The 13,226-nt window shown below is 65.7% G+C and carries 13 protein-coding genes and 1 pseudogene; 7 read left to right on the top strand and 7 right to left on the bottom strand.

The features are described from left to right. Positions 1–261: 261 nt before the first annotated feature. Positions 262–1,017 carry a DUF2797 domain-containing protein gene (locus tag FXF75_RS11090; protein WP_163521921.1) on the top strand — a complete coding sequence of 252 codons (756 nt, stop codon included), beginning with the start codon at positions 262–264 and terminating at the stop codon, positions 1,015–1,017. Between the two features lie 91 nt (positions 1,018–1,108). On the opposite strand, the gene purM is transcribed toward FXF75_RS11090, so the two are convergent. After that, positions 1,109–2,101 (bottom strand): phosphoribosylformylglycinamidine cyclo-ligase, encoded by a 993-nt coding sequence (gene purM, locus FXF75_RS11085; protein WP_163521920.1) that lies wholly within the window; start codon positions 2,099–2,101, stop codon positions 1,109–1,111. A 193-nt stretch (positions 2,102–2,294) separates the two neighbouring features. Between purM and FXF75_RS11080 the strand changes: the two genes are divergently transcribed. Together FXF75_RS11080 and FXF75_RS11075 are read left to right on the top strand one after the other, a co-directional pair. Then, positions 2,295–2,540 carry a PRC-barrel domain containing protein gene (locus FXF75_RS11080; protein WP_163521919.1) on the top strand — a complete coding sequence of 82 codons (246 nt, stop codon included), beginning with the start codon at positions 2,295–2,297 and terminating at the stop codon, positions 2,538–2,540. A 96-nt stretch (positions 2,541–2,636) separates the two neighbouring features. Next, positions 2,637–3,932 (top strand): MFS transporter, encoded by a 1,296-nt coding sequence (locus FXF75_RS11075; protein ID WP_163521918.1) that lies wholly within the window; start codon positions 2,637–2,639, stop codon positions 3,930–3,932. Positions 3,933–3,977: 45 nt separating this feature from the next. On the opposite strand, the pseudogene FXF75_RS11070 reads toward FXF75_RS11075, so the two are convergent. Further along, positions 3,978–4,594 (bottom strand): annotated as a pseudogene (locus FXF75_RS11070) (metalloprotease). Beyond that, positions 4,591–5,895, bottom strand: coding sequence for a TraB/GumN family protein (locus FXF75_RS11065; protein WP_163521917.1), 1,305 nt, complete (start codon positions 5,893–5,895; stop codon positions 4,591–4,593). Before FXF75_RS11065 ends, FXF75_RS11070 begins: the two are co-directional and overlap by 4 nt. Positions 5,896–6,172: 277 nt before the next feature. Here FXF75_RS11065 and FXF75_RS11060 point away from each other — a divergent pair, with 277 nt between their 5' ends. Then, positions 6,173–6,781, top strand: a complete 609-nt coding sequence (locus FXF75_RS11060) for a hypothetical protein (RefSeq protein ID WP_163521916.1) — start codon at positions 6,173–6,175, stop codon at positions 6,779–6,781. A 137-nt stretch (positions 6,782–6,918) separates the two neighbouring features. On the opposite strand, the gene FXF75_RS11055 is transcribed toward FXF75_RS11060, so the two are convergent. Both FXF75_RS11055 and FXF75_RS11050 read right to left on the bottom strand, forming a co-directional pair. Then, entirely contained in the window at positions 6,919–7,374 is a 456-nt protein-coding gene (locus FXF75_RS11055; protein ID WP_163521915.1) for an acyl-CoA thioesterase, read from the bottom strand. A gap of 158 nt (positions 7,375–7,532) precedes the next feature. After that, positions 7,533–8,222, bottom strand: coding sequence for a DUF4397 domain-containing protein (locus tag FXF75_RS11050; RefSeq protein ID WP_240334602.1), 690 nt, complete (start codon positions 8,220–8,222; stop codon positions 7,533–7,535). Between the two features lie 297 nt (positions 8,223–8,519). On the opposite strand from FXF75_RS11050, the gene FXF75_RS11045 reads away from it, so the two are divergent. Then, a complete protein-coding gene (locus FXF75_RS11045; protein ID WP_163521913.1) occupies positions 8,520–8,984 on the top strand; it encodes a hypothetical protein in 465 nt (154 codons plus the stop codon). Between the two features lie 36 nt (positions 8,985–9,020). On the opposite strand, the gene FXF75_RS11040 is transcribed toward FXF75_RS11045, so the two are convergent. Both FXF75_RS11040 and FXF75_RS11035 read right to left on the bottom strand, forming a co-directional pair. Then, positions 9,021–9,905: a hypothetical protein gene (locus tag FXF75_RS11040; protein WP_163521912.1), complete on the bottom strand. Its 885-nt coding sequence runs from the start codon at positions 9,903–9,905 to the stop codon at positions 9,021–9,023. Between the two features lie 41 nt (positions 9,906–9,946). Beyond that, on the bottom strand, positions 9,947–10,822 hold the full coding sequence (locus FXF75_RS11035; protein WP_163521911.1) for an extracellular solute-binding protein: 876 nt from the start codon (positions 10,820–10,822) through the stop codon (positions 9,947–9,949). Between the two features lie 315 nt (positions 10,823–11,137). Between FXF75_RS11035 and FXF75_RS11030 the strand changes: the two genes are divergently transcribed. Then, positions 11,138–12,928 (top strand): ABC transporter substrate-binding protein, encoded by a 1,791-nt coding sequence (locus FXF75_RS11030; protein ID WP_163521910.1) that lies wholly within the window; start codon positions 11,138–11,140, stop codon positions 12,926–12,928. A gap of 68 nt (positions 12,929–12,996) precedes the next feature. Then, positions 12,997–13,167, top strand: coding sequence for an HEWD family protein (locus FXF75_RS22115; RefSeq protein WP_205427427.1), 171 nt, complete (start codon positions 12,997–12,999; stop codon positions 13,165–13,167). The last annotated feature ends 59 nt before the right edge of the window (positions 13,168–13,226 follow it).

Here is a 13,226-nt window from a genome sequence, read left to right as displayed (position 1 = left end):
GCGGGATGTGCGAACAAGTACCACGACCGTCCTCGTCAATTGTATCGTCATAAAACAATGTAAAACTTTTCCTAGGGTCTAGACTGATGAAACTCTGGTAGCCGCCCGAAAGGGTCGCAGGATACGTGGTGATACCACTCGGACTCGGATACCGCCGACCGCCGAGAGCGTGCTGTCTCTCGAACATAGGCTAAACACCGCGGCGGCGTCGCCCGGCGGACGAACCGCACGCCTTTAGGAGTCGAACGCGTAGCCGAGGGCGTGCAAATCGTCGGGTACGAGACGGAGCGCGACGGCGAATCGCCGGGGTTGCTCGTGGCGGACGACCGGGAGGTCCGCCGGGAGTCGCTGGAGTCCGGTGAGAGCCTCGGCTACTCGCTGGGCGAGCGCCGATGCGCCGGGACGCTCGACGGGACGACCCACTTCGATTGCGAGAACGACGACGCGCCTCACTGCGACCGACACACCAGCACGTGGGTCTGCGCCCGGTGTACCGGCACCTGCCTGAAGGACGAGATGGACTGCTACGACGACCACGCCGTCTACCTCGCGGCGTTCGCGCCCGCGACGTTCAAGGTCGGCGTGACCAAGGAGTGGCGACTCCGCACCCGCCTCCGCGAACAGGGTGCGGACCGCGCCGCCCACCTCCGGACGGTCGAGAACGGCCGCGTCGCCCGCGAAATCGAGTCTCGGATAGCCGAGGAGTTCACCGACCGCGTGCGCGTCCCCGCGAAGATTTCGGGGCTACACCGCGAGGTGGACGCCGAGGCGTGGGACTCGACCCTCGCGGAGTTCGACAGTATCGAGAGGTACGACTTCGACTACGGGTTCGAGTTGGACGCCGCGCCGGTGGCCGAGACGCTGGCGACGGGCGAGATAGTCGGCGTTCAGGGCCGAGTGTTGGTGCTGGAGCGCGGCGGGACCACCTACGCCGTGGACATGCGCGACTTGGTCGGCTACGAGATTCACGACGAGGAGAGCGAGCGGGAGTTGCAGTCGAGTCTGGCGGCGTTCTGAGGGTCTTCCAGTATCGTCGAATCGTTACCAACCAGTTAGCTTTGGACTCTCAGAGTTACTCGTCAGAACAAATACGACAACTAAAAACCGCCTATCCCTTGAGTTCCAGTCCGCGAATCGCGACCGAATCGCCCTCTTCGACCTCGCCGACGATTCGGCCGTCGGTCTCGGCCGCCAGCGACTCGGCGTCGTCGGCGGGGAGCGCCACGACGAACCCGGTGCCCATGTTGAACGTCCGGTGCATCTCCTCGTCGCTCACGTTGCCCTCCGCCTGCACGAACTCGAAGACCGGGTGGGCGTCGAACGGGTCGGTAATCTCGTACCGGAACTCGCCCATCCGCGAGAGGTTTGTCCACCCGCCGCCCGTGACGTGGGCGGCGGCGTGGACGTCCCAGTCTCTGAGGTGGTCGAGCAGGTAGGTGTAGATGCGGGTGGGTTCGAGCAGGACCTCGCCGACCGACCGGGCTTCCCCGCCGTCCTCCGCGTCGAGCGGGAACGGGTCGTCGTAGTCGTAGTTGCGCGTGGCGGCCTCGCGGGCGAGCGTGAGTCCGTTCGAGTGGATGCCGCTGGCGGGGAACCCCACCAGCGCGTCGCCGACCTCAGCCTCGCCGGGGAACACCGCGTCCTTCGGCGCGAGTCCGACGCACGCGCCCGCGAGGTCGAGTCCCTTGATGACTTCGGGCATCACGGCCGTCTCGCCGCCGACCAGCGCCACGCCCGCCTCCTCCGCGCCCGCCGCGAGACCGTCGCCGACCTGCTGGGAGAACGTTTCGCTCGGTTCGTCCACCGCGAGGTAGTCCACGAACGCGACCGGTTTTACCCCGGACGCCACGAGGTCGTTGGCGTTCATGGCGATGCAGTCGATACCGACCGTCGAGTAGTCGCCCAGCGCCTCGGCCACGAGCAGTTTCGTGCCCACGCCGTCGGTCGCCAGCGCGAGGTAGCGGTCGCCGATGTCGAGCAGGCCCGCGTACTCGCTCTCGTCGATGTCGCCGACAGCGCCGACCAGCGCCGACGTTGCGGCCTCGCTCGCCTCGATGTCCACCCCTGCGTCCGCGTAGGTGAGTTCCTCGTCGTCGCTCATGGTCGAAGCGGCGCGGCGCGCGAGTAAAGTTCCACCGTTTGCCGTCCGGCGGGAGCGTCGGAGTCTTCGACCATCTTCGGTCACAGGAGAATCAACGCGTCCGGAGTGCGGACGAGCAGTCGATACCCTCTCGGACGAGTCCTATCAGTCCCCGCCCACAGTACTCTTGGCCCGCCGCGTCGCCGCTACGGCCGTGAGCGAACCGATTACCGAGGCCGACCAGGGGAAACAGATAGTCGGAACGGACGGCGAGTCTATCGGTACCGTGATGAAGGTCGATGCGGGCGTCGTCCACGTGAACTTGGATTCGGACTTGCCCGAATCCGTCAAACGACGGTTCGACTGGGGCGACGAGGAGGATTATACGCTACAGGAAACCGAGGTCGAGTCGGTGACCGACGACGAGGTGGTCGTCCGAAGTCGGGCCAGCGAGGAGTGAGCGAACCGAGGCGTCGGCTTCCGCCTTCACAATTGTATTCCGTAGTGATAACTAACTTCGTCGCATGACCCGGCCAGACGCGGTGAGTCACGGCTAATGTCGAACCGGCTGGGGGTCGATTCGCAAGTCGTGACGCTGGCACTGGCCCGTATGACCGAGTCCGTCGGCAACTCGTTTCTCATCGTCGTCCTCCCGCTGTTCATCGGGAACGGGGCCATCTCCGGGGCCACCTTCGGACTGAACGAGGTCGCCGTCACCGGCATCGTGCTCTCGCTGTTCGGATTCGTCAACAGTCCCTTACAGCCGTTCACCGGGCGGCTCTCGGACCGCACGGGGCGACGAAAGGTGTTCGTACTCGCGGGTCTCGTCCTCATCGGTACCGCGAGCTTCTCGTACTCGCTGGCGTCCACTTACTGGCATCTCGTCGGACTCCGGGTGTTGCAGGGAATCGCCGGCGCGCTCATCATCCCGACGACTGTCGCGCTCGTCAACGACCTCGCGTCCTCGTCGAACCGCGGCGGGAACATGGGGACCTACAACACGTTCCGACTGGTCGGCTTCGGCGTCGGTCCCGTCGCGGCGGGCGTCGTGGTTTCGGCCGGGCCGTACGCTATCGACCTCGGCGCGCTCCGAGTCGCGTTCAGCGGGTTCGACGCCGCGTTCTACTTCGCCACGCTGACGGCGACCATCAGTTTCTTCCTCATCCTGTTCCTGATTCGCGACCCCAAGGTTCCGGCGACCGACGAGAACGACCGAGGACTCGGGGGAATCGAAGTCATCGACCGAGACGGTCGGGGAGTGCTCGACCCCGTGTTCACGCTCGGCGTCGTCTCCTTCTTCATGGCGGTCGGCATCGCGCTGTTCGCCACGCTGGGCGACATCATCAACGCCCGACTCGACCAAGGGCCGACGCTGTTCGGTCTCCAGTTCGCGGCGTTCGTCCTCGCTCAGGTACTGCTGCAGGTACCCATCGGACGCGCGACCGACTTCTACGGGCGGAAGGGCTTCATCGTGGTCGGGACGATACTGCTCGTCCCCACGACGTTGGTTCAGGGACTCGTCTACGACCCGTGGTTGATGTTCTCGGCTCGGTTCGTCCAAGGCGCGGCCGGAGCGATGGTGTTCGCCCCGGCGCTCGCGCTCGCCGGTGACCTCGCGCCCGAGGGACTGTCGGGGACGACGCTCTCGGTGCTGACGATGGCGTTCGGGTTCGGCGTGGCGTTCGGTCCCCTCGTGTCGGGATTTCTCGTCTCGTTCGGGTTCGTCGTCCCGTTCGCGTTCGGCGCGGCGCTCGCCGCCGTCGGCGTCGTGCTGGTCTGGACGCAGGTCGAGGAGCCGACCACGCCCCAACGGTCGTTCTCCTCGCTCTTCTCGTTCTCCTCGGGCGACTAACCGCCCGTTAGCGAGGTAGTACGGAGGAGGAAAAGCGACCGCCTCTCAGACGAACGAGAACCCGAAGAGCGCCCACGCCGCCAGCGCGAAGCAGGGGAGACCGAACCCGACGAACGCGCCGAGACTCCACTTCTTGACGGTGTTCCCGTCGAGCGGGCCGAACGGAATCATGTTGAACCCCGCCAGCAGGAAGTTGATGCGGACGCCCAGCGCCGCGACGCTCCCGAGCGGCCCGCCGAGCAGGAGTTCGAGCGGGAAGAACGCCACCCCGAGCGCGACGTTGGTCAGCGGCCCGGCCAGTGCGATGAGACCGTTCTCCCGGAGCGTGGCCCGACCCCGATGATACACCGCGCCGGGCGCGGCGAACAGGAAGCCGGCGAGCGCGCCCGCGACCGCCAGAAACAGCATGCCGTAGTCCGCGCGGAACTCCGCGACCTGACCGAATCGAATCGCGGTTACCTTGTGGGCCATCTCGTGGAGCAGGAAGCCGAGTCCCGCCGTCACGAGACTCGCCGGGAGCAGACCGAGCAGGACGGTCGGCCGGTAGATGACCGTCGGCCGCCGCCCGCGAAGAACAGCGCGAACGCCACGCTCAGGGCGGCCCACGCCACCGCGATGTCGAGCAGTTCGCGAGTTCCGAACCGGATGGTTCCGACCTTCATGTGAGCGTCCGAACGATGAGGTCAGCGCTGTTCTGCGCGCCCTGTATCATCAAGTCGGGTATCTGGTCGACGCCGACCTGCGCCCCCAACAGCGGCAGGACGACGAACGGGAACGTGAAACTCGCTATCATGCTGCCGACGTTGGTCATCGCCACGATGGCGATGAGTCGGAACAGCGGGACGTCTATCATCTGCCCGAGGAGGTCTCGAATCGGGGTCTCTTGGTCGCTCAGAATCTCGTTGAGTTCGGCGATGTCGCCCACGTTGACCGAGGTGTACCGGAGTTCGACGTATCCGGCGAACCACCCCGGCGCGAGCAGGGGGTTGACGCTGGTGAGCCACGCAACCGCTCCGCCGACGCCCGCCGAGGTCCAACGCGCGCCGGCCAACTTCGCCAGTCCGAACGCGAAGATACCGTTGAACAGGAACCACGCCCCGAACACCTTCAGGAGGAGCGCGTTCCGCACGCCGGCCATGAACAGCAGGAAGAAGAACGTGAGGAAGCCGGCAGCCATCAGATAGCCGAAAATCTTGAACGGAGAGAACCGACTCCCGGACTCGGTGCCGACGAGGTCCTCCATCGGCGGCAGGCGCTCGGGGTGGTCGAGGTACTCCTCGATGCCCGCGCGGTGGCCCGCGCCAACGACCGCGACCACGTCGTGGCCCGCCCGTCGGAGCGCCACGAGTCGGTGGGCGATGAAGGCGTCGCGTTCGTCGATGAGGGCTTCCGCCCCGCCGGGAGAGAACTGGCGGAACTCCTCCATCATCGCGGTCACCACGTCGCCGTCGGTCAGTTCCCCGACGTCGAAGTCCTCCTCTTCCTCTCCGGCCCCGCCGACGCCGACCATCGCCAGACAGAGTTCCCAGACCATCCGCAGTTTCTCGAAGACCGACATCCGCGCCCAGAAGCGCTGGATGGTCATCTGGATGTCGCGGTCAACCAGCGCCACCTCGCTACCGATAGCCTCGGCGGCGTCGATGGCCGCCTCCATGTCCGCGCCGGGTTCGATGTCGAATCGGTCGCCCATCTGGGCCTGCACGTACGACAGCATCCAGTAAGCGATGAACTGGAAGACGGTGTTTCCTTCCAGCAGGTCGGAGGGTTCGAGGTCTTGGGCCACTTCGCCTTTCATCTGGCGATAGCGCCCCTCGTCGAGTTCGACGGCGACCACGTCGGGACGTCGCTCGTTGATGGTCTCGCGCACCTCCTCGACGCTGTCTGCGGAGACGTGGGCGGTTCCGACGACGTGGACGCTGCCGCCTCCGTCGTCGCCGGCGTCTAACTCGGCTGAATCGCTCATCGTTCGCCTTACACGCTATCCCTTTTTACCGTTGTCGGTGCCGAGAGAATTACCAGTGCCCCGAGAGTTCCGCCGGCCCGGACCGGAAAGATTCGTGACCGTGCAGTTACCGACCGAACCGACGAGAGTTCCGTCGGCGAACGGAATCTGTCAGTATCTGCCCAGTACCCCTAAGGAGAATCCGGTGGTGTAACTGACCGGAGAAACCACTATGGCACGGAACACTCAGAGCCGTTGGGGAGGCCGTAGAGGGCACAGACAGTATCAGCACGAGGAGATGGACGACCGGGAGCGAGGCACTCGAAATCGCTCGGACGGTCGGGACCGGCCGCGAGGGGCCGGACCGGAGGGAACGAGCCAACACCACGAGTCCCACCAGCACCAGAACGTCGGGCACGGCCACGCCCAGCACCAGCAGTCCGGCCACGAAGACGCCCAGCACCAACGAACCGGGCACGGACGCACCCAGCACCAACAAACCGGGCAAGAACCCGAGAGCCACCAGACGAGTCAACACCGCCCCGTGCAACGCGGTCCCCAGCAGACCGACCAGCAACAGACCGCTCGACATCGACAGAGTGGCCACAGTCAGCAAACTGGCCAGCACCGTCAGACTGACCGGAACCAACGGACGGGTCACCGCCAGCAGTCGGGACGGCACCAGCAGACCGGCCAAGGGCAGGCCCAAGCGCGGCGGGCCGAGGCGGGCCAGACCGACACGCGCCAGATGCGCGAGGGCGAACACATGAACCGCCAGTACGGCGGCGGTGACGATACCCAGCGCGGGCAGAGCAGACAGGGCGGCGAACAGCACCACCATCACCACCACCATCATCATCACCACGGTCGAGAGGGCAACGAGAACCAGCAGGGCCGACAGCGATAGGACGGCCACTTTCTCCGAGCAATGGAGTTCCGGTGTGCGCGACCGGGAAGAGGAGAACTAGACGAAAGCTGCTGCGTACGGAGCAGAGAACAGCAGTGCCGAATACGGAGCACCACCGTCGGAATCGGGAATCTACACTACGCCCCGTTCGGAATCTCGGCTTCGCCCTCCAGTGCCTGCTCGTGGAGTCGCTCGCCCTTCTCGCTGTTCACCGTCAGTTCCGGGACCGGCGACGGTTCGTGGTCGTCGTCGATGGCGACGTAGACGAAGAACGATTCGGTCGTCAGTTCCGTCTCGCCCGTCTGGGGGTTCTCGCGGAAGGCCTTGAGACGAACGCGTACGCTCGTCTCGCCCGCCCCGTACGCGTACGCCTGTATCAGCGCCGTCTCGCCGACCGGAATCGGCTGAACGAAGTTCATCTGGTCCATGCGGGCCGTGACGCAGGTCTGGCCCGCGAACCGCATCGCCGAGAGCGCCCCGTCAACGTCCATCCACTTCATGACGTTTCCGCCGTGGGCCATGCCGAGATTGTTGGTGTGGTTGGGCTGAATCAGGTGGCGATTCTCGATGTACGTGTCCATCAAATCGGTCATGGTAGCGGATTACGCCAGCGGAACAATGAACGTACTGAACTCGCCCGAACGCCGGTTGCCTGTTTTGGACCGGACCGCAACGGACTTGGCTGGGGGCAGGCGACTCCGGTACTCGAAAAATGGAGGCCCGACTACTGCGAGTCGGGCAGTGGTCGTCGTTACGCCTCGGCCGTCGTCTCGTTCGTCATCGCCTCACCGCCAGCGTCGGTCGCCACGATGAGGTCGAACGGAACGTCTGCCGGTTCGTCGTCGGGCGTCAGATACCCCGACGCTATCGCCGAGTACGCCGTCCCGCTCTCCAGCGAGACGTCGAACGTAGTCACGACTTCACCGTCGTTGTTCTCGGTCGCGGGTCGGACTTCGAGCGTGTAGTCGCCCGCGGGAACTTCCACGTAGTCGGTCGCGTTACCGAACGTCACGTTGTCGTAGAGGACCGCGCCGGACCCCGCGACAGTCACGTCCACGGCGGGTGCGTCGGGTGACGCGTGGATTAGCCGAACCGAGGCGTTCCCCTCGGATACCTCGACGTCGTCCGTGAATATCGCCGGTCGGAAGGTGTCCTCGCTCACCTCGCCGATGGCCGCGACGGTGTACATCGTCCCGGCCTCGACGCTGACGTTCCCCTCGAAGACGACCGTCTCGTTCTCGGCGGTCCGTATCGTCACCGTATGTTCGCCCGCCGGTACTTGCAGGTAGTCGCTGACCGTACCGTACTCGACGCCTTCGAGCGCCACGCTCCCGTCGACCAACACGTCGACAGCGGGCGCGTCCGGCGAGAGGTGCGCCACTCGGACCTGCGCCGCCCCCGAGTCGTTCGTTCCCGAGTCGGTCGCTCCGACTGTTGCCATTCCTACCCCCACGAATCCCGTCAACACAAGCACGGCGACGCTCATCGTCGCCAGCCGTCGTGTCGTTTTTCTCTCCGTTTCGGACATACTGCGACCGGCCCTCAGGACGAAGTATCCTTAAATATCCACGACTATTTACCGAGTAATGAGTCGTAGCAGTCCGGAGCTGCGGATTACGCCCGGATTAGCCGGTCGCCGCCGACCCTGTCGCACTCCGGCAGAAACCGCGCCGTAACGCGAACTGTTACTCCCTTCGGTAGAGAACGTTTATCGGCGTCCCCGACCAACATGCCGACCATGGGACTCGACGTTGCCGTTCCGGACCCGCCCGAATTATCAGACGGGACCGACATGCAGGAGTACGACGACGTAGAGGTGCAGGGCGACACCGACTACCGTCGGGAGGAACTGGAGGAGTTCCTCCGGGACGGCGGGTGGGACGAGGCGTTCGGCGAGTGGTCCGAACACACCGACCTCGACGAGTCGGAGTTCGAAATCGCCCGCGAACTCGGCCTGTTCCGCGAGTTCGACTTCTTCTGGGACGACTTCGCAGACAGGGTCGGCTACCACGCGCCGGGCATCCCCGAAGACTGGAAGGAGCGGAACTACCACCCCGAGCTCGACTCGTGGAACGCGGTTTCGGGCATTAACGCGGCGATGACCGAACTCGGCCAGATAGTCTGCGACGTGCTGGAGTCCGACTACATCGACTGGGAGGCCGACTACGAAGCGCCCGAGGACCTCCCCGATTTCGAGACGTGAGGAGTCCAGACGACAGCGTCGTCACGAAAGCGACGTTCAGCGGTTCTCCGGGACGGCGAGACTGACCGCCCGAGCGCGGTCGGGGTCGGTCGAGACGACGCACTCCCACCGACTCTCGGCCGTCGCTCGCAGGTCCGACACCGCGACCGTCTCCGCCGGGAGGTGTCGGAAGAGTTCGACCGCGAACGGGAGCGTCGGAACTCGGCCCTCGGACGCTTCGAAGGCGTACTCCTCCACCGTAATCCTCCACGAACGCCCGACCGGATTCTCGGCGTCGCCACCCGTTGCGGTATCGTCGTTCGGGACGACCGCGTAGTCGCCGACCAGTGAGAGACCGTCGAGACGCGCCAGCGTCGCGCGCATCGGGTCGTTCAACCGCGACGGCGTGCCGAGTCGGTTCGCGGCAGTTCGGAGAACCTGTGCCTGTCGCTCCGGGTCGAGTCGGGCGTCGATTTCGGTCGCCGCTGTCGAGAGCAGAACCAGACACAACTCGTCGGGGTCGGTCACCGACTCCGCGGAGTGGAGATACGCCTCCAAGACCGCGCGCTCGACGCTGTTCTCACCGAGTTCCGAGAGCGCCTCGAACACCGCGGCGGCCACGTCGTGACAAAAGTCCGAGGCGGTCGCGGAGTCCAACGAGTCCGCGACCGACGTGACCGGTTCCACCGAGTCGCGGTCGCCGGGGTCCTCCGAGACAACGAGGTCGTAGTGGGGTAGCCGGGGGTCGTAGCGCCGGAGTTCCGCGCGGTACTCCGCGGCGAGTTCGGCGGCCGCCACGGCGGTCTCGCGGTCTGGGAATCGCTTGCCCGCGACCGGTACCGGTCGTTCGCCCGTTCGGGCGCAGTTCACGTAGTACCGACCGCCGTCGTCGTGGTGTTCTGCGATGCGCTCTCGCAGGTCACTCAGAGTTGCACCGACCATTTTAGGCTAGCTAAAACTTTGGGCGATAAGTAAATTCCGGTTCAATGTACCCGTATCTTTCGCGTCCGGGGATAGCCGTCGGGTACGACGAACCCCGCGTTCCGAAGCGCCTCGCGCGCCGAAGCGAGGGTTCGGACCCACCGGCGTCCGCGGTCGGTCCGGGCGTGGGCGGCGTACCGAATCGGCGACCCCGAGACCGTCCGGTCGTCGAGCGACACGCTGGCGCTGGCGTACTCGTCGGCCAGTCGGGGGTTCGAGAAGTCGATGCGGTCGGGCAACGCGAGGAACGGGACGTCGTGTTCGACCGCCATGTTCCGGTAGGCGAACGCGGCGTCGATTCCGCCGGCTTCGAGCGTCCGGAGTAGTCCGGTCTCGGGGAAGACCTCGGTCCGCCCGCGGACGGCCGCGGCGTCGATTCCGTCGGCGAGGTCGAGCGCCATCGCGGTCCGGTAGCCGAGGGGGTCGCGCTCGGGGTCGGTCCGACCCAGCGCGAGGTCCGGGTCCGTGAGCAGGCCGCGCCAGTCGTCGCGGTCGGTCGTCTCTTCGTCGCCCGCGGCGTACTCGGCCGCGGGTGAGTCGGGATGGACCGCCACGACGAGCGCGTTCGCGGCGAAGACGGTCGCGCGCTCGACCAGTCCGTCGAACAGGCGCGGGTCCGCCAGCGCCACCGCGTCAGGGTCGCGCAGACCGTCTTCGAGGAGTCGGCGACAGGCGACGCTGCCGTGTGCCTCGACGGTGGCGTCACCGACCACGGTAGCGACCGTCTGGAGACTTCCCGCGACGAGAACGTTCGCAGTGGGGGACCCTGCGCTCCGCGCTCCGTCGTCGGAACCGACCGAGAGCAAACCGACGCTCGCGGCGCTTCCGACCGCGAGCAGGCCCGCGCCGCGGCGGAGGACGTTACGACGATTCGACACGAAGGTAACGACATTACGCTACGGAAAAAGAATTTCGTAACTTGTTTTAATTACACTCGGTCGCATCTCGGGGAGGGTCTCCTCCCTCAGTCTCGAACACTCCCCGGGTTCACGATGAGTCGCGTCGGACGACGGCAGGCCGGCCCACTAGCGACTGTCGGAGAACGGTCCCTCGCCGTGGTCGTTCCCCGGTGCTACCGTTTTGGGTCAGTGTACCGTGATTTTCGGTCCCATACCTCCGACGAAGTAGGTAGATATTTGTCGCGAAGTTAAAATTAGAACGTACGTCCGTCGTTCGAGACGGGAGATTCCACCATGAAACCCAACGAACCCGCCACGCCGTCCTCCACGTCGCGTCGCACCTTCCTCGGAACCGTCGGGAGCGTCGCTGTCGGGGTCGGTCTCGCCGGATGCTCCGGTAGCGCACCGACGGCAGACGACTCCGACCGAGAGCGGACGTTCCAGATGGTCGGGGAACCCATCCAGACGCTCGACCCCGCTGCCACCAACGACTCCGCGTCCACCACCGTCATCACGCAGTTGTTCGACGGACTGGTCCACTACCCGAAGGGGAACATCGACCCCGAACTGCTGTTGGCCGACGACCACCGGGTCTCCGACGACGGGACCGTCCACACCTTCGACCTCGACCCGGAGGCGACGTTCTCCGACGGGCGGTCGGTCCGGGCCGACGACGTGGTCTACTCGTTCGAGCGCGTCGCGGCCTCGAAACACTCCGCCTCGGCGAGCAAACTGCTCGACGTCCTCGGCGTCGAACACCGGACGGAGACTGTCGAAACCGAGGACGGAACCACCGAGCGCTACGAACCCGGCACGCTCGGCGTCGAGGCGATAGACGACCGGACCGTCGAGGTTCGACTCTCCGACCCGTTTCACGCCGCGCTGGGCGTGCTGGCCTACCCGTCGCTCTCGGTCGTCCCGAAAGGCATCGTGGGCGACGTCGAGGGGTACGACGGCGAGATGTCCTACTCGGAGTTCGCCACCGAGAACCCCGTCGGTGCGGGTCCCTTCGAGTTCGAGACGTGGGAGAAGGACGTCGAGTACGCGGTCTCCGCGCGCGACGACTACCGCGGTAGCGGGCCGTACGTCGCCGGTATTCGCTGGGAGGTCACCAGCACTCCCTCGGCCGAGTACACGTACGCCATCAACCGGAACGCCGACGCCTTCTGGATACCGAGCGGAAAGTTCGACCCGAACCTCGTGACGATAGAGACCACCGACGAGAAGGGCCGGAAGGTCGGCACCTACGGGCCGCTGCCAGAGAACGGCGAGACGGTCCAGTACCACCAGATTCCCCAGACGTGGACCTTCTATCTCGGGTTCAACGCCGAGCGCGTCGCCAAGCCAGTTCGACAGGCGGTTGCCTACGTCCTGAACCAGCAGATGCAGGTCCAGAAGGTCCACGAGGGTCGCGGCGAACGGGCCGCCCACCTCACGCCGCCGAACGTCTACCCCGGCGGGAACTCGGCGTATCAGTCGGACGCCGAGGAGTACCCGTACGGACTCGACGAGTCGCGCTTCGAGGCGGCCCGCGACGTACTCGCGGACGCGGGCCACGGACCGGACGACCCCGCGGAGGTCACGCTCACGGTCTACGACGCGGCGGCGTGGTTCGAGACCGGGAAACTCCTGCGCGACAAACTCGCCCGCGTGGGCGTCGACCTCTCGGTCGAGCGCGCTCCGTTCGCCACCATCGCCGAACGCGGTCGGAACGGGAAACTCGATGCCTTCTCCTACGGATGGGTGATGGAGTACCCCGCCCCGGACAGTTTCCTCGAGATACTCTACCCGCCGTCGTCGGACGAGCAGTTCTTCAATTGGGGCGGTACGCCCGCCGCCGACCGTGCGAAACGGGCGTGGGAGCGCGTCTTGTCACACCCGTCGGCGAACGAGTCAGACCGACAGGCGCGGGTCGAGGCCTACCGTCAGATGGAGACCGCCAACTGGGAGGACGTAATCGCCCTCCCGGTGTATCACCCCGTCGGAGAGGGGTTCTACTACGACTGGGTGGACGTGCCGAAGACCGGGGCCGCCGGATTCTCGATGCACAAGTACGACGACGTCCGTATCGGGTCGCGCGACTGACCGGGGACTCCCGGAAAACCTTGTGAGAGGGGACTGGCTTAAGTGCCCGTGCGTCTTCCTCCCACGCAATGACCGAACTCGACCCGCCCAGAGAGCGAGAGTGCCAGCGGTGCGGACGACGCGACGTGTGGGACGACACCGAGCGCAACTGGCGAATCGAGAGCGAGGCGCACACCGGAGACCCGTTCTGCATCCACGAGTGGGACATCAACGGCGCGTATCGGCCGATTCGGGAGTAGGCGCGAACCGACACGAGGTCGGTTGCGCGAATACCCGGTCGGTTCGCGTAGAGTCCGTG

The sequence above is a fragment of the Halorussus sp. MSC15.2 genome (assembly GCF_010747475.1).
In the GTDB taxonomy this organism is placed as follows: domain Archaea; phylum Halobacteriota; class Halobacteria; order Halobacteriales; family Haladaptataceae; genus Halorussus.
This window is presented reverse-complemented; position numbering and strand designations above follow the sequence as displayed.

Bases quoted from the DNA above. Each gene is read 5' to 3' on its own strand.
- FXF75_RS11065 (WP_163521917.1), bottom strand. From the start codon at position 5,895: ATGAGCGATTCAGCCGAGTTAGACGCCGGCGACGACGGAGGCGGCAGC.
- FXF75_RS11045 (WP_163521913.1), top strand. From the start codon at position 8,520: ATGGGACTCGACGTTGCCGTTCCGGACCCGCCCGAATTATCAGACGGG.
- FXF75_RS11060 (WP_163521916.1), top strand. From the start codon at position 6,173: ATGGACGACCGGGAGCGAGGCACTCGAAATCGCTCGGACGGTCGGGAC.
- purM (WP_163521920.1), bottom strand. From the start codon at position 2,101: ATGAGCGACGACGAGGAACTCACCTACGCGGACGCAGGGGTGGACATC.
- FXF75_RS11075 (WP_163521918.1), top strand. From the start codon at position 2,637: ATGTCGAACCGGCTGGGGGTCGATTCGCAAGTCGTGACGCTGGCACTG.
- FXF75_RS11040 (WP_163521912.1), bottom strand. From the start codon at position 9,905: ATGGTCGGTGCAACTCTGAGTGACCTGCGAGAGCGCATCGCAGAACAC.
- FXF75_RS22115 (WP_205427427.1), top strand. From the start codon at position 12,997: ATGACCGAACTCGACCCGCCCAGAGAGCGAGAGTGCCAGCGGTGCGGA.
- FXF75_RS11055 (WP_163521915.1), bottom strand. From the start codon at position 7,374: ATGACCGATTTGATGGACACGTACATCGAGAATCGCCACCTGATTCAG.
- FXF75_RS11030 (WP_163521910.1), top strand. From the start codon at position 11,138: ATGAAACCCAACGAACCCGCCACGCCGTCCTCCACGTCGCGTCGCACC.
- FXF75_RS11050 (WP_240334602.1), bottom strand. From the start codon at position 8,222: ATGGCAACAGTCGGAGCGACCGACTCGGGAACGAACGACTCGGGGGCG.